Annotated in this window: 19 protein-coding genes; 10 read left to right on the top strand and 9 right to left on the bottom strand. The window is 73.4% G+C overall.

Features of this window, described 5'->3' with window-relative positions; all coding sequences use genetic code 11:
- Positions 1 to 193: 193 nt before the first annotated feature.
- Positions 194 to 1465: an AI-2E family transporter gene (locus BMY04_RS15705; RefSeq protein ID WP_091182940.1), complete on the bottom strand. Its 1272-nt coding sequence runs from the start codon at positions 1463 to 1465 to the stop codon at positions 194 to 196.
- Between the two features lie 95 nt (positions 1466 to 1560).
- Here BMY04_RS15705 and BMY04_RS15700 point away from each other — a divergent pair, with 95 nt between their 5' ends.
- A complete protein-coding gene (locus BMY04_RS15700; protein ID WP_232506437.1) occupies positions 1561 to 2823 on the top strand; it encodes an MFS transporter in 1263 nt (420 codons plus the stop codon).
- Positions 2804 to 3487, top strand: a complete 684-nt coding sequence (locus BMY04_RS15695) for a uracil-DNA glycosylase (protein ID WP_091182937.1) — start codon at positions 2804 to 2806, stop codon at positions 3485 to 3487. Before BMY04_RS15700 ends, BMY04_RS15695 begins: the two co-directional genes overlap by 20 nt.
- A gap of 105 nt (positions 3488 to 3592) precedes the next feature.
- Here the strand turns inward: BMY04_RS15695 and BMY04_RS15690 are convergent, their stop codons facing one another.
- Positions 3593 to 4744, bottom strand: a complete 1152-nt coding sequence (locus BMY04_RS15690) for a cystathionine gamma-synthase (protein WP_091182934.1) — start codon at positions 4742 to 4744, stop codon at positions 3593 to 3595.
- Between the two features lie 224 nt (positions 4745 to 4968).
- On the opposite strand from BMY04_RS15690, the gene msrA reads away from it, so the two are divergent.
- From msrA to BMY04_RS15670, 4 genes are all read left to right on the top strand, one after another.
- The gene (msrA, locus tag BMY04_RS15685) at positions 4969 to 5601 is read left to right on the top strand and encodes a peptide-methionine (S)-S-oxide reductase MsrA (RefSeq protein WP_091182931.1); all 633 of its coding nucleotides are present in this window, start codon (positions 4969 to 4971) and stop codon (positions 5599 to 5601) included.
- A gap of 246 nt (positions 5602 to 5847) precedes the next feature.
- A complete protein-coding gene (locus tag BMY04_RS15680; RefSeq protein WP_091182929.1) occupies positions 5848 to 7491 on the top strand; it encodes an ABC-F family ATP-binding cassette domain-containing protein in 1644 nt (547 codons plus the stop codon).
- A gap of 44 nt (positions 7492 to 7535) precedes the next feature.
- On the top strand, positions 7536 to 7838 hold the full coding sequence (locus tag BMY04_RS15675) for a hypothetical protein (RefSeq protein WP_091182927.1): 303 nt from the start codon (positions 7536 to 7538) through the stop codon (positions 7836 to 7838).
- Between the two features lie 149 nt (positions 7839 to 7987).
- Positions 7988 to 9259 carry an MFS transporter gene (locus BMY04_RS15670; protein ID WP_091182925.1) on the top strand — a complete coding sequence of 424 codons (1272 nt, stop codon included), beginning with the start codon at positions 7988 to 7990 and terminating at the stop codon, positions 9257 to 9259.
- A gap of 127 nt (positions 9260 to 9386) precedes the next feature.
- Here BMY04_RS15670 and ypfJ read toward each other — a convergent pair whose 3' ends face one another.
- Positions 9387 to 10247 (bottom strand): KPN_02809 family neutral zinc metallopeptidase, encoded by an 861-nt coding sequence (ypfJ, locus tag BMY04_RS15665; RefSeq protein ID WP_091182922.1) that lies wholly within the window; start codon positions 10245 to 10247, stop codon positions 9387 to 9389.
- 128 nt (positions 10248 to 10375) lie between these two features.
- Between ypfJ and BMY04_RS15660 the strand changes: the two genes are divergently transcribed.
- Positions 10376 to 11164, top strand: a complete 789-nt coding sequence (locus BMY04_RS15660) for a carbon-nitrogen hydrolase family protein (RefSeq protein ID WP_198410202.1) — start codon at positions 10376 to 10378, stop codon at positions 11162 to 11164.
- A 63-nt stretch (positions 11165 to 11227) separates the two neighbouring features.
- Entirely contained in the window at positions 11228 to 12676 is a 1449-nt protein-coding gene (locus BMY04_RS15655) for an APC family permease (RefSeq protein ID WP_091182921.1), read from the top strand.
- On the opposite strand, the gene BMY04_RS15650 is transcribed toward BMY04_RS15655, so the two are convergent.
- A complete protein-coding gene (locus BMY04_RS15650) occupies positions 12643 to 13089 on the bottom strand; it encodes a hypothetical protein (RefSeq protein ID WP_091183500.1) in 447 nt (148 codons plus the stop codon). The two genes, BMY04_RS15655 and BMY04_RS15650, sit on opposite strands and share 34 nt — an antisense overlap.
- Positions 13086 to 13445 carry a hypothetical protein gene (locus BMY04_RS15645; RefSeq protein ID WP_091182918.1) on the bottom strand — a complete coding sequence of 120 codons (360 nt, stop codon included), beginning with the start codon at positions 13443 to 13445 and terminating at the stop codon, positions 13086 to 13088. The genes BMY04_RS15650 and BMY04_RS15645 overlap by 4 nt, the downstream gene beginning before the upstream one ends.
- A gap of 140 nt (positions 13446 to 13585) precedes the next feature.
- Here BMY04_RS15645 and BMY04_RS15640 point away from each other — a divergent pair, with 140 nt between their 5' ends.
- Positions 13586 to 14269 (top strand): NUDIX hydrolase, encoded by a 684-nt coding sequence (locus BMY04_RS15640; protein WP_091182916.1) that lies wholly within the window; start codon positions 13586 to 13588, stop codon positions 14267 to 14269.
- 85 nt (positions 14270 to 14354) lie between these two features.
- Here the strand turns inward: BMY04_RS15640 and BMY04_RS15635 are convergent, their stop codons facing one another.
- From BMY04_RS15635 to BMY04_RS15620, 4 genes are all read right to left on the bottom strand, one after another.
- Positions 14355 to 15725, bottom strand: a complete 1371-nt coding sequence (locus BMY04_RS15635) for a cystathionine beta-synthase (protein ID WP_091182914.1) — start codon at positions 15723 to 15725, stop codon at positions 14355 to 14357.
- A 35-nt stretch (positions 15726 to 15760) separates the two neighbouring features.
- Entirely contained in the window at positions 15761 to 17005 is a 1245-nt protein-coding gene (locus BMY04_RS15630; RefSeq protein ID WP_091182912.1) for an NAD(P)/FAD-dependent oxidoreductase, read from the bottom strand.
- A 177-nt stretch (positions 17006 to 17182) separates the two neighbouring features.
- Complete coding sequence (locus BMY04_RS15625; protein ID WP_091182910.1) at positions 17183 to 18016, bottom strand: Bax inhibitor-1/YccA family protein; 834 nt, start codon at positions 18014 to 18016, stop codon at positions 17183 to 17185.
- Between the two features lie 151 nt (positions 18017 to 18167).
- A complete protein-coding gene (locus BMY04_RS15620; protein WP_091182907.1) occupies positions 18168 to 18743 on the bottom strand; it encodes a TetR/AcrR family transcriptional regulator in 576 nt (191 codons plus the stop codon).
- 77 nt (positions 18744 to 18820) lie between these two features.
- Between BMY04_RS15620 and BMY04_RS15615 the strand changes: the two genes are divergently transcribed.
- The gene (locus tag BMY04_RS15615) at positions 18821 to 19867 is read left to right on the top strand and encodes an aldo/keto reductase (protein WP_091182904.1); all 1047 of its coding nucleotides are present in this window, start codon (positions 18821 to 18823) and stop codon (positions 19865 to 19867) included.
- Positions 19868 to 19871: the final 4 nt, after the last annotated feature.

The following is a 19871-nucleotide window of genomic DNA, read 5'->3' as shown; positions in this document are numbered from 1 at the left end:
CTCCCCGGGGGCACGGGGCGCTACCGGCACGACGGGTAAGCGGACGGTTCCGGAACGACCGGCGCGCCTCGACGCGCGAGCGGTGACCGTGACCGCTCGCGACGGCCGGAGACCGGCCTGGTTCCGCTTGGTCGGACAAAGCGACTGCGGGCCGCGAGGCCGCGGCCCCCGCGCCGCGAACGGGCGTACGCCCCTAGCGGGCGACCTTGTTGGAGCTCGGGTCGGGCACCTCGTCGGAGAGGTGCTGCACGAACGTCTTGGCGAAGGCCAGCAGCGGCACCGCGAACAGCGCGCCGATGATGCCGCCCAGGATGATGCCGATCGCGATCGCGAGCAGCACGGCCAGCGGGTGGAGCTTGACCGCACGCCCCATGAGGAACGGCTGCAGGACGTGGCCCTCGATCTCCACGACGGCGATGATCGCGCCGAGCATGATCAGCGCCTTGACCCAGCCCAGGGCCACGAGGGCGACGCCGACGGCGACGAAGCCGGAGACGAAGCCGCCGACGATCGGCACGAAGGCGCCGATGAAGACGAGGGTGGCCAGGGCCGGCGCCGCGGGGACCCCGAGGATGAGCGCGGCGATGAGCACGCCGACCCCGTCGGCGAGCGCGACGAGGATCGTCGCGCGGACGTAGGACGAGAGCGAGTGCCAGCCGTTCTGGGCGGCGCTGTCGACGCGCGCCCGCGAGCGGCGGGGGAAGAAGCGCATGACGAACGCGAAGATCTCGCGCCCGTTGTGGAGGAAGTAGGACAGGGCGAACAGCGCCAGCGCGAACCCGGCCACGAAGTGCCCGACGGACGAGGTGATCTCGCCCGCGTACGTGGTGATCGTGTCCTGGCTGGTCCGCACCCAGTCGGTGATCCGGGTGACCCACTCGTCGGCGTTGAAGTAGGTGGCGCTGACGTGCAGCGGCCCGTTCTGGAGCCAGTCGGCCAGCCGGTTGAAGCCGGTGGTGACGTTGGTCCCCAGCGTCGAGGCCTGCGAGACGATCGAGCTGACGATCAGGTAGAGCACGCCGGCGATCACCGCGAGGCCGCCGAGCACCGTGATCGCCGTCGCGAGGCCGCGGTTGACGCCCCAGGCGTGCAGCCGCTTGGTCACGGGCAGGAGCAGCGCCGTCAGCAGCACCGCCACCAGCAGCGGGATGGTGACCTCGGAGATGTAGGCCAGCACGTACGCGACCAGGGCCACCAGCGCGGCGACGACGATCACCCGCCAGCCCCAGGCCGCGGCCACGTGCAGCCCGTCCGGGACGGCCTGGTCGTAGACCGAGTTCTTGTCCTCGACGTGCACGTTGATCTCGTTGACCGGGGGCGTCGGTGCGACCACCGGGGCGGCGGCGCCCCGGCTCGGCTCGGGACCCGCGGCGGAGCCGGCGGCCGGGACCTCGTCGTCGTCGTCGCCCCGGGTGCGGGCGCGGAGGCGCTCCGCCTGGCGGCGCAGCTGCTCGGGAAGGGTCACGCGTCTGCTCTCCTCGCGCCCGACGGGGGTGCCGGACCCCTCAACGTTAGTGGGCCGCACCCGGCCCGAGCGCCGCTTCGGGGCACACTGTGCCGGTGCCACCCGCTCGTCGCCCTTTCCTGCGGCGGCCGGGCACCCGTGCCGAGCGGCTCCCGCGCGAGGTGTACGTCCTCGGCCTGATCGCGTTCTGCGTCGCGGTCGGCTTCGGGGTCCTCGTCCCCGTCCTGCCCGTGTTCGCCCGCAGCTTCGGCGTCGACAACTTCGCCGTCGGGGCCGTCGTCTCCGCCTTCGCCCTCATGCGGCTGGTCTGCAGCCCGTTCTGCGGGCGGTTGATCGCGCTCTTCGGCGAGCGGCTCGTCCTCGCCGTCGGCATCTACGTGGTCGCCGTCTCCAGCGGGCTGGCCGGCGTCTCCACCAGCTACGAGCAGCTGCTCGTCCTGCGCGGGCTCGGCGGGATCGGCTCGGCGATGTTCACGGTGTCGGCGACCACGCTGCTGCTGACCAGCGTGCGCCACGAGGTCCGCGGGCGGGCCGCCGGCTTCTTCCAGGCCGGCTTCCTCATCGGCGGCATGGCCGGGCCCGCCATCGGGGGCCTGCTCTCGGCCATCAGCATCACCGCGCCCTTCTTCTTCTACGCCGCCACGCTCGCCGTCGCCGGCACGGTCGGCCTGCTCCTGCTCCGGACCCGCTCGGCGTGCGACGACGACGCCCCCGCCCTGCCCGTGCGCCCGCTGCGCGAGGTGCTGCGCGACCGGGGTTTCCAGGCCGCGTGCCTCGTGAACCTCGGCCAGGGCTGGTCGTCGTTCGGCGTCCGCTCCGCGCTCGTCCCCGTGCTCGTCGTGGAGGTGCTGGGCCGCGACACCTCGTGGACGGGCATCGCCTTCACCTGCGCGGCCGTCGTCCAGACGATCGCGGTCGGCCCCGCCGGACGGTTCGTCGACACGGTCGGCCGCCGTCCGGCGATGGTGCTCGGCACGTCGCTGGCCGCCGCCGCGATCCTCGCGGTCGCCTTCGCGCCGAACATCGGCGTCCTCATCGCGGTGCTCTGCGTGTACGGCGTCTCGGCCGCGTTCCTCGGGACGGCCCCGGCGGCGGCCGTGGGGGACGCGGCCGGGGCCCGGGGCGGCACCCCGGTCGCGATCTTCTCCATGTCCTCCGACGTCGGCGCCATCCTGGGCCCGCTGGTGGCGGGCTTCCTGGCCGACCAGGTCGGCTACCCCGTCGCCTTCGCCGTCGGCGCGGCGCTGCTGCTCGTCGGCACGGCCGCCTCCGTACGGATGCCGCGCCAGAGCCCGCAGCCCACCCCGGTCACCGTCCCGAGCGACCCGGAGGGCGGCGATGAGCGCCGGCTGGGCTGACCGGCTCGCCCCCGACTGGGCGGCGGCGCTGCGGCCCGCGGAGGCGGCGCTCGCGCGGGCGGAGGCCTTCTGCGACGAGGAGGAGGCGGCCGGGCGGGAGTACCTGCCGTCGCGCGACCGCGTGCTGCGCGCGTTCAGCCGCCCGCTGGCCGATGTGCGCGTCCTCGTCGTCGGCCAGGACCCGTACCCGACGGCCGGCCACCCGGTGGGCCTGGCCTTCTCGGTCGCCCCCGACGTTCGGCCGCTCCCCCGCTCGCTCAAGAACGTCTACCTCGAGCTCAAGGCCGACCTCGGCGTCCCCGCCGCGGAGCACGGGGACCTGACGGCGTGGTTCGAGCAGGGCGTGCTCCTGCTCAACCGCGTCCTCACCGTCGCACCCGGCCAGTCCGGCTCGCACCGCCGCAAGGGCTGGGAGCAGGTCACGCAGCGCGCGATCGAGGCCCTGGTCGAGCGCGGCGGTCCGCTCGTCGCGGTGCTCTGGGGCGGCGACGCCCGCAAGCTCGCGCCGCTGCTCGGCGACGTCCCCGTCGTCGAGAGCGCCCACCCCTCGCCGCTCTCGGCGCGCTACGGCTTCTTCGGCTCCCGCCCCTTCAGCCGGGTGAACGACCTCCTCGCGGCCCAGGGCGCGGTTCCGGTCGACTGGCGCCTGCCGCCCGTCCGCTGAGGTGGCGTGGGCGTAGGCGGGTCGTGCATTTCACGACAACGTGAAATGCACGTGCTCAGCCAATCCTGCAGGGTGCGACAAGGGCCCGGAAAGTGGGCCAAGTGGTCAGCCGCGCAGCGCCTGGTCGAGGTCGGCGATCAGGTCCTCGGCGTCCTCGATGCCGACGCTGATGCGGACGAGGTCGGCGGGGACCTCGAGGCGGGTGCCGGCGACGGACGCGTGGGTCATGCGGCCCGGGTGCTCGATGAGCGACTCGACCCCGCCGAGCGACTCCCCGAGGATGATCACCTTGGTGCGGCCGCAGACCGCGACGGCCTCGTCCTCGCCGCCCTTGACGCGGAAGCTCACCATCCCGCCGAACCGGCGCATCTGCTTCGTCGCCAGCACGTGGCCGGCGTGCGACTCCAGGCCCGGGTAGATCACCTCGGCGACCGCCGGGTGGCCCTCGAGGAACTCGGCGACGCGCTGCGCGTTGTCGCTGTGCCGCTCCATGCGGACCGCGAGGGTCCGCAGCCCGCGCAGCGTCAGCCAGGCGTCGAACGGCCCGGCGACCGCGCCCATCGCGTTCTGGTGGAACCGCAGCTTGTCGGCCAGCGCGTCGTCGTCCACCACGAGCGCCCCGCCGACCACGTCGGAGTGGCCCCCGATGTACTTGGTCGTGGAGTGCACGACGACGTCGGCGCCGAGGGCCAGCGGCTGCTGCAGGTACGGGCTGGCGAAGGTGTTGTCGACGACCAGCAGCGCGCCGGCCGCGTGCGCGACGTCCGCGATGCCGGCGATGTCGGCGACGCTGAGCAGCGGGTTGGTCGGCGTCTCGACCCAGACGATCGTGGTCTTCTCGGGCACGATCGCGGCCTCGACCGCCTCGAGGTCGGTGAGGTCGACCGGCGTGACGCCCAGGCCCCAGGGCTCGTACACGCGGGCGAACAGCCGGTAGGTGCCGCCGTACGCGTCGTGCGGCACGACCGCGTGCCCGTCCGGACCGGTGAACGCGCGCAGCACCGCGTCCTCCGCCGCCAGCCCGCTGGCGAACGCGAGCCCGTGCCTGCCGCCCTCCAGCGAGGCGAGGCACTCCTCGAGCACGGTCCGCGTCGGGTTGCCGGAACGCGAGTACTCGTAGCCGCCCTTCGTCCCGCCGACGCCGTCCTGGGAGTACGTCGACGTCGCGTAGATCGGCGGCGTCACCGCGTTGTACGCCGGGTCGGCCGGCGGCCCCGCGTGGATGGCCCGCGTGCTGAAACCGTGCTCTTCGCTCACCGGACCGAGGTTACGCGGGGGCGGCCCTCCACCGGGGTGCCCAGCGCGCCCACCGACCTACGCCCCCCTCCGCGAAACGCTGATGGACGACACCGTCGCGGCCGGATCTGCTGTCGTCCGTCAGCGGTTCGCGAGGGAGGGGGCGATCCGGAACAGGCGGCGACCGCGAACGGTTGAGCAGGAGCCGGGCCATCCAGGTCCGTGCAGAGAGGCAGACTCACCCCATGTTGTTCTCGCGCATGAAGTCGACGATGGTCGAGCCGGAGCAGGCCCTGCGTGGCCGCGACCGTTCGGTGCTCGTCAACCCCACGTTCCACGAGATCTTCGGCATCCCCGTCCAGCAGGTCCCCGAGGGCTCCGAGGTCGTCTACCTCGCCCTCGGCTGCTTCTGGGGCGCGGAGAAGCTCTACTGGAAGGCCCCCGGCGTCACCAACACCGCGGTCGGCTACCAGGGCGGCTACACGCCGAACCCCTCGTACGAGGAGGTCTGCAGCGCCCGCACCGGGCACACCGAGATCGTCAAGGTCAGCTACGACCCGGCCAAGACGAGCTTCGAGCAGCTGCTGAAGATCTTCTTCGAGAACCACGACCCGACCCAGGGCTACCGCCAGGGCAACGACGTCGGCACCCAGTACCGCTCCGCGATCTACACGACCACGCCGGAGCAGCAGGCGATCGCCGAGCGCGTCCGTGACGAGTACCAGGTGGAGTTCACCCGCTCGGGCTACGGCCGCATCACCACCGAGGTCAAGCCCGCGCCGGACTTCTACTACGCCGAGGACTACCACCAGCAGTACCTCGACAAGAACCCGTTCGGCTACTGCCCGGTCCACGCCACCGGCGTGACCTGCAACTGAGACCGTTCACTCCTCCTCGCGCCCGGTCGTCCGCTAGGACGGGGTCTTCCGGCTAGCCAGGAACGACGAAAACCATGTCGTTCCCGGCCCGTCGTCCAGACCCCGCTTGACCGAAGTTCCACGTGCTCAGCCAGACCTGCAGGTGTGGCTGAGCACGTCCATTTCACGATGTCGTGGAATGCACGGACGAGCTCACCCCCGCAAACCGGTCGCGATCCCGCGACCACGTCCGTAAGTTGGTCCCTCGTGTCAGCCACCCTTGTCGCCCGTGATCTCAGCGCCGGGCACGGGGCGCGCGTCCTGTTCTCCGGCCTGGACCTGACCGTCGCCCCCGGCGACGTGATCGGTCTCGTCGGCGCGAACGGCGCCGGCAAGTCCACCCTGCTCGGCCTGCTGGCCGGCCTCGGCCGTCCCGAGGCCGGCAGCATCGCGCTGAGCCCGCCGAGCGCGAGCGTCGGGCTGCTCCCGCAGGAACCCGAACGGCGTCCCGACGAGGACGTGACCGCGTACGTCGCCCGCCGCACCGGCGTGGCGGACGCCCAGCGCGACCTCGACGCGGCCACCGAGGCCCTGTCGCGCGAGGAACCCGGCTCCGACGACTGGTACGGGACCGCATTCGACCGCTGGCTGGCGCTCGGCGGGGCCGACCTCGAGGAGCGGATGGCCGAACAGGCCGCCGACCTCGGGCTCACCGTGCCGCTCGACGCCGCCATGACGAGCCTGTCCGGCGGCGAGGCCGCGCGCGTCGGCCTCCTCGCGCTGCTGCTGTCCCGCTTCGACGTGCTGCTGCTCGACGAACCCACCAACGACCTCGACCTCGACGGGCTCGAGCGCCTGGAACGCTTCGTGCAGACGCTGCGCGTCGGCGCCGTCGTGGTGAGCCACGACCGCGAGTTCCTGCGCCGCTGCGTGACGACCGTGGTCGAGCTCGACCTCGCGCAGCAGCGCGTCGAGGTGTTCGGCGGCGGCTACGACGCCTACCTCCACGAGCGCGAGGTCCGCCGGCAGCACGCGCGGGAGGCGTACGAGGAGTACGCCGACACCAAGGCCGACCTGACCCAGCGCATGCGCTCGCAGCGCGCGTGGGCCGTGCAGGGCGTGACCAAGGAGAAGAAGAACCCCAAGGACAACGACAAGGCGCAGCGCGACTTCCGGATCAACCGCACCGAGAAGCAGGCGTCGAAGGTCCGGGCGACCGAGCGGCTCATCGAGCGCCTCGACGAGGTCGAGGAACCGCGCAAGGAGTGGCAGCTCCAGATGGAGATCGCCGCGGCCCCGCGCTCCGGCAGCGTCGTCGCCACCCTGAACCGTGCCGTCGTGCACCGCGGCGCCTTCACCCTCGGCCCGGTCGACCTGACGCTGTCGTACGGCGACCGCGTGGCCGTCGTCGGTCCGAACGGCGCCGGCAAGACCACCCTCATCGCCCTGCTGCTGGGCCGGACGACCCCGGACGAGGGCCTCGCCTCCCTCGGCGCCTCCGTCCGCGTGGGCGAGGTCGACCAGGCCCGCGACCTCGTCGACGGCCCCGACCTGCTGACGGACGTGGTCGAGCGCGAGCTGGCCGACCTGAGCCCGGCCGACGTCCGGACGCTGCTGGCCAAGTTCGGGCTGCGGGCCGACCACGTGCGCCGCCCGGCCGCGTCGCTGTCGCCGGGCGAACGGACCCGGGCCGCGCTGGCCCTCCTCCAGGCCCGCGGGACCAACCTGCTCGTCCTCGACGAGCCGACGAACCACCTCGACCTCCCCGCGATCGAGCAGCTCGAGAGCGCGCTCGCCTCGTACGCGGGCACGCTCGTCCTGGTCAGCCACGACCGCCGGCTGCTCGAGGCGGTGCACGTCACCCGCCGCCTGCACGTCGACCACGGGCGGGTCGAGGAGCGCCCCGTCTGACGACCGGCGCGGCCGGTGCGGGCCCGCCCACTACGGTCGGCCCCATGAGCAACCAGAGCAACGAGAGCAGCGAGACCCCGGACCTGCAGGAGATCGACGTCCGCAACAACCCCGAGTCGCGCGCGTACGCGGCCGAGTCCACCCAGCGGGTGTCCCGTGCGAGCGACGGCGGCGCCCCGCCGCGCGACGCGCCCGCGGCGGGCGAGCTGCCCGAGCACGGCGAGCGCGGGACCGCCGCCGGCAACCCGGTCGCCGGCCTGGAGATCAGCGCGGACGACCGCGAGGACGCCGCGGTGCCCGACGACCGCCCGCAGGAGGTCGACGGCCCCGCCACCGGGCACGCCTGAGCCGCACCGCTGACGACGGGTGGGTTCCTGAACCACCATGGTGCAAGAACTCACCCGTTGTCGTCCGGAGGAACATCCGGCGACGTGGAAGAGTTGCGCCCGTCGGTCAGCGGAGACCTCGTGCCCGTGCAACACCCGAGGAACCGCTGATGACCACCACCGCCCCCACGCCTGCCCGCGCCTCCACCGAGACTGCGACCGACCAGGCCGCCCTCCGCTTCGGTTCCCTCGGCGGTGACCGCCCGGTCCGCGCCGGCTGGGCCCTCTTCGCGCTCGCTGTCGGCGGGTTCGCGATCGGCACCACCGAGTTCGCGTCGATGGGCCTGCTGCCCCAGATCGCCGCCGGCGTCGGCGTGTCCATCCCGACCGGCGGCCACCTCGTCTCCGCGTACGCCCTCGGCGTCGTCGTCGGCGCCCCGCTGATCGCGGCCTTCGCCGCCCGGATGGGCCGGCGCCGCCTCCTGCTCCTGCTCATGGCCGTCTTCGCGCTGGGCAACGCGGCGTCCGCCGTCGCGTCGTCGTTCGGCTTCCTGCTGGTCGCGCGCTTCGTGTCCGGGCTGCCGCACGGCGCGTACTTCGGCGTCGCCTCCCTCGTCGCCGCCGCCCTCGTCGCGCCCGACCGGCGCGCGAGCGCCGTCGCCCGCGTCATGCTCGGCCTGACGATCTCCAACATCGTGGGCGTCCCGGTGGCGACCCTGGCCGGCCAGCACCTGGGCTGGCCAGCGCTCTACGTCGCCGTCGCGGTCCTCGCCGTCGCCTGCCTGGTCTCCGTCCTCGCCTTCGTGCCGCCGGTCCGGGTCGGTCCCGCCGGAGCCACGGCCAGCGTGCGCGGCGAGCTCAGCGCGCTGGCCCGGCCGCAGGTGTGGTTCGCGCTGGTGACCGGCATGGTCAGCTTCGGCGGCATGTTCGCGACGTACTCCTACATCGCCCCCACCGTCGAGACGCTCGCCGGGCTCACCGAGGGCGGCGTGGTGTGGATCCTCGCCATGTTCGGCGTCGGGTCGACCGTCGGGACGCTGCTGGGCGGACGGCTGGCCGACCGGGCGCTGATCCCGACCCTGTTCGGCGGGCTCGCCGGCATCGGGGTCGTGCTCGCGCTGTTCGGCGTGCTGGCGACCACCCCGGTCGGGGCCTTCGTCGCGGTGTTCCTGCTCGGCGCCTCCGGCAGCCTCATGCTGCCCGCGCTGCAGACCCGCCTGATGGACGTCGCCGCCGGCGGCCAGTCGCTCGCCGCCGCCCTCAACCACGCGACGCTGAACATCGCCAACGCGCTCGGCGCCTGGCTCGGCGGCGCGGTCCTCGCCGCCGGCCACTCATACGCCTGGCCGAGCCGCGTCAGCGTCGTGCTGCCGGTCCTCGGCATCCTCGTCCTGGCCACGGGCCTGGCCGTGCAGCGCCGATCTCAAACGCCTTCGGCTTGACCCGAGCCGGCGGCCGCGCCTCCGTCTGGACGACCGGACGAGCAGGACATGCTTTTCGTCCTGCGAGGGAGGGAGGAAGACGGAGGGTCGGAGCGGCCGCCGCGCCGGAGCGAAGCGGAGGCAGAAGTCACGCGAACGTGTCGCACGAGGCCGGGTCGCCGGACTGGAAGCCGGTGGTGAGCCACTTCTGACGGTTGGCCGCGGAACCGTGCGTCCACGTCTCGGGGTTGACCTGGCCCTGCATCTTCTTCTGGATCCGGTCGTCGCCGACCGCGGCGGCGGCGTCGAGGGCGTCGTCGAGGTCGGCCTGCGTCACCTCGCTGATCGGCGACTGCGGGTCATTGGTGGCGTGGTTGAACCACACGCCGGCGTAGCAGTCGGCCTGCAGCTCGAGGCGTACGCCCGGCGACGTCGGCCCCGTGCCGCCCGAGCCGCCCTGCACCCGCTGCAGCGTCCCCTCGAGGTCCTGCACGTGGTGGCCGAACTCGTGGGCGAGCACGTACGCCTCCGCCGCGTCGCCGCCCTGCGCGCCGAGCTTGGTGGTGAGCTCGTCGAAGAAGCCGAGGTCGAGGTAGACCGCGGTGTCCCCGGAGCAGTAGAAGGGGCCGACCTCGGAGGTCGCCGTGCCGCAGGCCGTCGAGATCTGCCCGGTGAACGTCTGCACCTTGATCACCTGGTAGTCCTGCACGGTGCCGCCCCAGTAGTCCTGGATCGAGTTCGTGTACGCCACGAAGCGGCAGTTCCGGTCCTTGCCGATGTCGCTGCCGCGGGTGCACTGCGCGAAGGGCGAGGCCGGCGCCTGGCCCGTCCCCGGGTCGGCCTGGTCGCCCGAGCCGAGCACGTCGCCCGGGTTGATGCCGAGCAGCAGGGCCAGGATCAGCACGACCACGCCGGCGCCGCCGCCGATCGCGATCTTGCCGCCGTTCCCGCCACCGCCGCCCCCACCGACCTGCGAGGGGTCGAGGTTCGCGCCCTCGTTGTACTTCACGGGGCACAGTCTGGCGGACGCGGCGCCCGGGCGTCGCCGCACGCCGCGCAGCAGTCCGGACGCAGCGGCGCCGCGAGGACCCCGCACCACTAGGGTCTGCTCCGACCGACGCGGCTGGGAGGCCCACGATGCAGCTGACGATCGCCGGCCTGCAGCACCCCGGCACGCCGGGCGACGTCGAGGCCAACCTCGCCACGATCGCGGAGGCCGCCGCGGAGGCGCGCGCACGGGGAGCCGACGTGCTGGTCACGCCGGAGATGTTCGTGACCGGCTACAACATCGGCGGCCAGGTCGCCGAGCTGGCCGCCGGACCCCTGGTCGAACGGGTCGCGCAGCTGGCCGCCGACACCGGGATCGCGCTGGTCGCGGGGCTGCCCGAGCGGCTGGCCGACGGGACGGTCGCCAACACCGCGCTGTTCGTCGACGAGCGCGGCGCCGAGGTGACGCGCTACCGCAAGACGCACCTGTTCTCCGACCTCGACCGCACCCTGTTCGTGGAGGGCACGCGGCGCAGCGAGGTCGTCACCTACCGGGGCGTCCGCCTGGCGCTGCTGGTCTGCTACGACGTCGAGTTCCCCGAACCCGTCCGGGCCGCGGCGCGCGAAGGCGCCCACGTGGTCGTGGTGCCGACCGCGCAGATGGAGCCGTTCACGTTCGTCGCCGAGACCCTCATCGGCGTCCGCGCCTGGGAGAACCAGGTCTACGTCGCCTACGTGAACCGCAGCGGCGCGGAGGGCGACCTGCGCTACGTCGGCCGCAGCTCGGTCGCGGCGCCGTCCGGCCAGGTCCTGGACGCGCTCGCCCCGACCGAGCCCGTCGGACTCGTCCTCGCCACCGTCGACACCGACGTCGTCGAGCAGGCGCAGCGCGACAACCCGTACCTCGACGACCTCCGCCTCGACCTCTACCCGTCCTGACCTCGGACCGCTGCTGCTCCGACGCCCATCGCCCCAGCCCCTCCGCACCCCACGAGGACCCCCATGACCGCACCCACCTCCGCCCCGGTCGAGGGCACCGCCACCGGACCGGGCCGCCTCACCGGCCAGCTCGGCGTCGGCGCCGTCGTGTTCATGGTCATCGCCGCCGCCGCGCCGCTCACGGTCATCGGCGGCAACGTCCCCCTCGCCGTCGCCGGCGGCAACGGCGTCGGCGCCCCGGTCGGCTTCCTGCTCGCCGCCACCGTCCTGCTCGTCTTCTCGGTCGGCTTCGTGACCATGACCCCGCACGTGCGCGAGGCGGGCGCGTTCTTCTCGTACGTGACCACGGGCCTCGGCTCGCGGGCCGGCCTCGGTGCGGCGTTCGTCGCGCTCGTCGCGTACACGGCGGTGCAGGTCGGCGTGTACGGCTACATGGGCTGGGCCGCGAACGACCTCGTGACGTTCTTCGGCGGCCCGTCGATCCCGTGGTGGGTCTACTCGTTCGTCACCATCGCCGTGGTCGCCGTGCTGGGCTACCGCCACATCGAGCTGAGCGCCAAGGTGCTCGGCGTCGCCCTGGTCCTCGAGATCGCCGTGATGCTCGCCCTGGACGTCGCGGTGTTCGCGACCGGCGGCGCCTCGGGCCCGGTGTGGTCGACCTTCTCGCCGTCGAACGTCCTCAGCCCGGGCCTCGGGGTCGCGGTCCTCTTCGCGCTGACGGGGTTCATCGGCTTCGAGGCCACCGCCGTGTTCCGCGACGAGGCCCGCTCCCCCGAGCGCACGATCCCGCGCGCGACCTACCTGGCGGTGACGATCATCGGTGTGTTCTACGGGCTGTCGTGCTGGGCGCTGGTCACTGCCGCCGGCGCGTCCGACGCGGTCTCCGTCGCGCAGCGCACCCTCGACGGCGAGGGCAACATGATGCTCGACACCGCCCGCGACTACCTCGGGGTCGCGGTGCGCGACGTCATGAACGTCCTGCTGATCACGAGCCTCTTCGCCTGCGTGCTGAGCTTTCACAACGTGCTGGCGCGCTACCAGTTCACGCTGGCCCACAAGGGCGTGCTGCCCGCCCGGCTCGGGCGCACCAACCCGAAGCACCACGCGCCGTCCTTCGCCTCGGTGGTGCAGACCGTCACCGCCGCGGTCGTCCTGCTGGCGCTCGCCCTCGTGGGCCTCGACCCGCTGGTCGGCGTGTTCGGCTCGATGGCCGGCGTCAGCACGGTCGGCATGGTGCTGCTCATGACGGTGACCTCGGTGGCCGTGCTCGCCTACTTCGGCCGCCGCCCCGACGCCGCGGCCGGACGCGTCCTGCCGACGAAGGTGGCCCCGGTCGTCGCGATCCTCGGGCTGCTGGCCTGCGCGTGGCTGGTGGTCTCCAACTTCACCCTCGTCACCGGCGGCAGCGCCGCGGTGAGCACCGTGCTGGCGCTGATCCCGCCCGCCGCGTTCGTGCTCGGGGTCGCCCTGGGCGGGCGCTACTCGCTCGTGGCGGACGAGCCGGCCGGCTGAGGCCGGGTCCGCCGCAGCCAGAGCAGGCCGAGCACGGGCAGGACGAGCGGCACGAACCCGTAGCCGATCCCGTACGCCGACCAGACCGTCGCGCGCGGGAAGGCGGCCGGGTCGACGAGGCTCAGGGTGCCGACCGCGAGGACGCCGACGAGCTCCACGCTCACCGCGACGAGCGCGACGCGGCGCGACGTCGCGGTCCCGCGCGCCAGGGTCACCGTGGCGACGACGTAGACGATCCCCGCGACGAGGCTCAGCACGTACGCGAGCGGCGCCTCGGCGTACTGCGTGACGAGCTGCGTCACCCCGCGCGACGTGGCGGCGAGGGCGAAGAGGCCGTACACGGCGACGAGCGCCCGGCCCGGTCCCGAGCTCGTGCGCGGCGGCGTCGGCTCTGGCTCGCGGACGCTGCTCACCGCGGCACCCACAGCACGAGGAGCCGGAAGGTCATCGCCGCCACGGCCGCGGCCGCGATCGCGAGGACGACGCCGGAGAAGCGGGTGCGCTCGCTGTTGGCCCAGAACCACGCGACGGGCACCAGCACGACGATCCCGACGAGGTAGCCGATGGTCGTGGCCAGCTCGACCGGACGGAAGCCGGTGCCCAGGCGGACGAGCGCGATCACCGACTGCACCACGACGACCAGCTCGAGACCCGCCGCGTACAGGAGCTGAGCCTTGCCCGGCGGCTTGTCGAGCACCGCGGTGAGCAGGCCCCAGCACATCGCGACGAGCGCGAGGGCAGAGACGGTCCAGGCCAGGCCGGCGATCACGCGGCAGCTCCTCCGGGCAGCGGCCCGGTGGCGGGTCTGGCGGGCACGTCGACCAAGGCTACGGCGTGGGCGGGAGCCGTTCTGTCGCGCGCCACTAGATTGGGGCGATGCGCACCGTCGACCACCGCACGGTGCGCTAGATGCGTGTGGTCGGGGTCGCCGCGCGCCACCGCCAGGTCTTCGACCGGCGCCTCGAGCACGGGGTCGACCCGCGGGTGCTCGCCCACGAGGCGGGGTGGGTCGTGCTCCGACCGGTCGAGGCCGACCTCGACGAGAACGGCGAGCTCCGCCTGGTGCTCCGCGTGCGGCACCGGCGCGACGCCGACGGCCACCCGCGGACCAGGAAGCCGGGCCGCGACCGCGGGCTGCGGGCCGGGACCGACGAGGTGCCCGTGGTGCGGCAGCGCTTCGCCGCGTACGCGGTCGTGCAGTCCGACCGCGGGCTGCTGGCCACCGAGTACTCCGACCTCACGGCGGTGTCCGGTCGCTGGGGCATGCCGGGCGGCGGGCTCGACGAGGGCGAGGACCCGGTGCACGCCGTCGTCCGCGAGGTCGACGAGGAGACGGGCCAGTCCGTCGAGGTCGGCGACCTCGTGCTCGTGCAGAGCTCGCACTGGGTGGGCCGCAGCCCGCACGGCGGCGTCGAGGACTTCCACGCCGTACGCCTCATCTACCGCGCGACCTGCCCCGAGCCGACCGACCCCGTCGTCCACGACCAGGGAGGCACGACCGCCTCGGCCCGCTGGGTCCCGACCGAGACCTGGCAGGACCTCAGCTGGACCGCCAACTGGCGCCAGGCGCTGAGACGCCTGCTGAAGGGCTGACCCGTCTTCTGTCCTCGCTCCGCTCGGACGCGGATCTCCCTCTGACCCGATCCGGCTGTGGTCGGGCTCCAGGGGCCGAGAAGCTCTAACCCACGTCGCCGAGGAGGTCCTGGCGGGTGAGGACGCCGGCCGGGCGGCCGTCGTCGAGGACGAGGAGAGCGTCGCCGTCGACGAGGAGCTCGACGGCGCGGGAGACGGGTTCGGTCGCGCCGAGGGTGGGCAGCGGCGCCTCCATGGCCCGCTCGACCGGGTCGGCGGGGTGCACGTGCTGCCCGAACAGCGCGCCGAGCAGCCCGCGCTCGCTCACCGAACCCACCACCTCGGCCGCCATCACGGGCGGCTCCGCGCGGACGACCGGCATCTGCGAGACGCCGTACTCGCGCAGGATCTCCACGGCCTGGGCGACCGTCTCGTTCGGGTGGGTGTGGACGAGGTCGGGCAGGCCGCCGGCCTTCTCGCGCAGCACGTCGCCGACGACGCGCACCGGTCCCTCGGGCCGCGGGGCGAAGCCGTAGCGGGCCAGCCACGGGTCGCTGAAGATCTTGGTGAGGTAGCCGCGGCCGCCGTCGGGCAGCAGCACCACGATGACCGCGTCCGGGTCCTGGAGCTCCTGCGCCAGCCGCACCGCCGCGACCGTCGCCATGCCGCACGAACCACCGACGAGCAGCGCCTCGGTCCGCGCCAGCCGCCGCGTCATCGCGAACGAGTCGGCGTCGGACACGGCGATCACGCGGTCGCAGACCGACTTGTCGTACGTCGAGGGCCAGAAGTCCTCACCGACGCCCTCGACCAGGTAGGGCCGGCCGTCGCCGCCGGAGTAGACCGAGCCGACCGGGTCGGCGCCGACCACCTGGACGCGACCGCCGGAGACCTCCTTGAGGTAGCGCCCGGCGCCGCTGATCGTGCCGCCGGTGCCCATCCCGGTGACGAAGTGGGTGATCCTGCCGTCGGTCTGCGCCCAGATCTCGGGGCCGGTGGTCTCGTAGTGCGAGCGCGGGTTCTCCGGGTTGCTGTACTGGTCCGGCTTCCACGCGCCCGGGATCTCGCGGACGAGCCGGTCGGAGACCGAGTAGTACGACTTCGGGTCCTCCGGGTCGACCGCCGTCGGGCAGACGACGACCTGCGCGCCGTACGCGGCGAGGACGTTGCGCTTGTCCTCGCTCACCTTGTCCGGGCACACGAACACGCAGTCGTACCCCTTGGCCTGGGCCACGATGGCCAGCCCGACCCCGGTGTTGCCGCTCGTCGGCTCGACGATCGTGCCGCCCGGCTTGAGCGAACCGTCGCGTTCGGCCGCCTCGACCATGCGCACCGCGATGCGGTCCTTCACCGAGCCGCCCGGGTTGAGGTACTCGACCTTGGCGAGCACGAGGCCCGGCGCGCCCTCGGTGACGTGGTTCAGCTGCACCAGCGGGGTGTTGCCGACGAGCTCGATGACGTTGGTGACGTACTGCACCCCCCGACTCTACGGAGGCGCGGCGCCTCTCGGCGTCAGCGCGCGGCCAGCACCGCGTCCGCCGCCCGCCGTCCCGAGACCAGCGCGCCCTGGATCGAGGCGGTGTCGCGGTGGTCGCCGGCGACGAGCACCCCGTCACCGACCCGGACCGGCTGACGGTGCTCCAGGGGCGGCGGCTGCGCCGGCAGCGCCTCGGCCACGACGTGGGTGGTGACGAGCTCCCACGACGCGGTGCCCGTGCCGTAGACGAGCCCGGCCTGCTCGCGGGCGGCCCGCTCGACGGCCGCGGAACCGTCGGCGCCCAGCACGGTGGTGGCGACCAGGGAGCGGCCGGCCGGCGCGTACGTCGGGGCGACCGTCGTCATCACCGCGGTGTTGACCATCGGGCCGCGGTGGTCGGCGTCGAGGTGCAGCAGCGGCCGGGTCGTCGGGGGCTGGTCGGTGGCGTGCCAGAAGGTGGTCAACGCCTTCATGCGTGGCGCCCCGGCCCCGGTCAGCGCGCCCGCGGTCGTGGGGTCGGTAGCCACCACGACCGCCCGCGCGGCGAGCTCGCCGTCGTCGGTGCGGACCGACGACCCGGTCGCGCCGTGCACGCGGACGCCGAGCCGGACGGTTCCGGGCGGGAGCGTCGCGGCGACCTGCTCCGGGAAGCGGCCCATCCCCAGCGCCGGGACCGACGGCGAACCGAGCACGAAGGAGCGGACGAGCATCCGGACCAGGTGCGCGGAGCTCGAGCCGTCGTCCTCGGCCAGCACCCCGGTGAGGAACGGGTCGACGACGCCGGCCCGCAGGCGGCCGGTGATGCCCCACGCGTCGAGCTCCTCGGCGCGGCTGCGGTCGGGCGCCGCGAGCTGACCGCGCTTGCCCCGGACGGGGGTGAGCGTCGAGGCCGCCCAGGCCGCGAACCGCACCTTCTCGGCGAACGTGCCGAGCGGCGCCCGCAGCGAACCCACCACGTAGCGGGGCTCGCGGCGCGGGTCGGCGAGCACCGACCGGGTGCGGCCGTGGCCGACCACGGTGCCCGCGGCGAACGGTCGCAGGTCGAGCGCAGCCAGCCCGGCGTCGCCGAGGACGGGCCCGAGGGCCGGGTAGGAGGGGTTCAGCAGCTGGAACCCGCGGTCGCAGCGGTAGCCGTCGACCACGTCGGTCCGGACCCGGCCGCCGACGCCGTCGGAGGCCTCGAGCACGACGACCTCGACACCGGCCCGGCTCAGGCGCTGCGCGCAGGCGAGCCCGGCCAGCCCCGCGCCGACGACGACCACGGGCGCGTCAGTGCTCATGCGGACCATCCTGCCCGCTCCCCTTCCCCGGGAAGTGGTCGCTCCGCCGCCTCTCCGGCCTCCCGCGGGGCACGGGAGCGACCACTTGCCGAGGAGGGTGGGGGCAGACCCGCTCCGAGACGCCGACGGGCCGCGCCTCCCGGAGGAGACGCGGCCCGTCGTGGTGCTGCAGAGCGGTTACCGGCGGATGTAGGAGATCAGCCGGAGGAGCTCGATGTAGAGCCAGACCATCGTCACGGTCAGGCCGAAGGCGGCCCGCCAGGACTCGTTGGCCGGGGCGCCCATCTCGACGCCGCGCTCGACGTAGTCGAAGTCGAGGATCAGGTTGAGCACCGCGAGGACGATCGCGACGGCCGAGATCAGGAGCGACAGCCCGCTGACCGGCCCGACGATCCCGCCGCGGACGTTGCCGACGCCGGCGATGGCGAGGACGAAGTTGACCAGCATCAGGCCCGCGAAGGCGACGGTCGAGATCACGACGATCTTCGTGAACTTGGCCGTGACGCGGATGTTGAAGATCTTGTACGCCGCGAGCGTGGCGCCCGCTGCGAAGAACGTCGCCACGACGGCCTGGGCGACGATGCCCTCGTAGTAGGACTCGAAGACCTTGCTGATCATGCCGATGAAGACGCCCTCGACCGCGGCGTACACCACGACGAGCGCGGGCGAGACGGTTCGCCGGGCGGAGACGAGCACCACCGCGACGAGCCCGACGACCGCCGACAGGATCATCGCCGGGAGGTAGAGGCTGTCCGGGACGAAGTTCCACGCGAGGGCCGCGGTCACGACCAGGATGCCGAGGGTGACGGCGGTCTTGGTGATGACGTCGTCCAGGGTCATCCGGCCCTGGACGCCCTGCTGGCCCGGAGCCGGCGTGCTGGTCCAGGGTCCCTGCGGGCCGCCGAAGCCGCCCTGCTGGCCGTAGCCCTGGCCGTACTGCTGCCCGTACTGGGGTGCTGCGGGGGTGAACGCGTCCTTCTTCGAGAGGATCGGGTTCGAGCTGCGCAACATGGGTGGGGTTCCTCCTGGTGAGGCGCTCTGGAGCCCTCCGGGGAGGAGAACCCGCGCGCCGTGCTTCCAGTGTAGACAACGAACCGGTGCCACCTCCGTGTTCCCCCGGCCGGGCGACCCTGGGAAACCCCTGGTCAGACGCATGTTCGGGCTATGCGTCGGCCTCCTGGGCCCGCGCCGGGGGCGCCGTCCGAGCAGGCCCGCGGAGCCCGTCGAGCACCAGCGCGAGCATCCGTCCCGAGCGGTCGTCGGCACCGCCCGGGGCGCGCCACATCCCCGCGGTCAGCTGCAGGAAGTCGCCCGCGTCGGCGTCGGCGCGGATGCTGCCGTCGGCCGCTCCGGCGTCGAGCATCGACGCGATCGCCGCGACGACGGGGCCGTACGCGCGCTCGCTCGCGGCCTCCCGTGCGGCCTGGCCGAGCGCGTCGCCGAGCCCGTGCTTGCGCCGCATCACCTCCACGAGGTCCGCGGTCCAGGCGCGGAGCGCCTCCAGCGGGGGGTGCTCCTCGAGCAGCTGCGGGACGGTGCCGACCACCCGGTCGACCTCGGCCTCGTAGACCGCGAGCACGAGCGCCTCGCGCGTGGCGAAGTGGCGGTAGAGCGTGCCGGCGCCGACCCCGGCGCGCTGCGCCACCTGGTTCATCGACGTGCTGCCGTCTCCGGCGAACAGCTCCCGCGCCACCTCGAGGATCCGCTCTCGGTTCTGCTGGGCGTCCGAGCGGACCACGACCCACCTCCTTGCGCATCCGGAGAACTCTCCGGTACGTTTCCGGAGAACTCTCCGGAACAACCTAGAGGAGCATCGTGGAGTACATCAAGCTCGGCACCACCGGACTGGACGTGTCGCCGGTCGCCATCGGCGCCATGACCTACGGCCAGCCCGAGCGCGGCCACCCGGTGTGGTCGAAGGCCGAGGACGAGGCACGGCCGCTGATCCGGCACGCGCTCGAGGTGGGCATCAACTTCTTCGACACGGCGAACTTCTACTCGTACGGCTCGAGCGAGGAGATCCTCGGCCGCGCGCTGCGCGACTTCGCCGACCGGGACGCGGTCGTCGTCGCCACCAAGCTGCGGCACCCGATGCGGCTCGGCCCGAACGGCCGGGGGCTCTCGCGCAAGGAGGTCATGACCGAGGTCGACCACTCGCTGCGCCGTCTCGGCACCGACCACATCGACCTCTACCAGATCCACCGCAACGACCACGCGACGCCGTGGGAGGAGACGCTCGAGGCGCTGCACGACGTCGTCAAGGCGGGCAAGGTGCGCTACCTCGGCGCCTCGTCCATGCACGCGTGGGAGTTCGCGAAAGCCCTGCACCTGCAGGAGCGGCACGGCTGGGCCCGCTTCGTGTCGATGCAGGACCACTACAACCTGCTCGCCCGCGAGGAGGAGCGCGAGATGATCCCGCTCTGCCTCGACGAGGGCGTCGGCACGGTCGTCTGGAGCCCGCTGGCGCGCGGCCGCCTGGCCCGGTCCTGGGACGACGCCCGCGCCGGCAAGCGGTCCGCGACCGACGGCGCGTACGCCGACCAGCTCTACTCCCCCGCCGAGGAGGCGTCGAACCGCGCGATCGTCGACGCCGTCGGCCGCGTCGCGGAGGCGCACGGGGTCTCGCGGGCGCAGGTCGCGCTCGCCTGGCTGCGCCGGCAGCCGGTGGTGGCCGCGCCCCTGGTCGGGGCGGGATCGCCGGCCCAGATCGACGACGCGGTCGCCTCGCTCGACCTGGAGCTCACCGACGACGACGTCCGGGCGCTCGAGACGCCGTACACGCCCCGGTACGACCTCCAGGGCATCTCGGACGAGGCCGAGATGGAGGCGATCCGCCGACGGGTCCCGGGGATGGCGCTCTGACCCT

Origin of the sequence: Microlunatus flavus, assembly GCF_900110855.1 — a bacterium.
Lineage (GTDB): Bacteria > Actinomycetota > Actinomycetes > Propionibacteriales > Propionibacteriaceae > Microlunatus > Microlunatus flavus.
The sequence above is the reverse complement of the archived record's forward strand: the minus strand, read 5'-3'. Positions and strand labels throughout refer to the sequence as shown.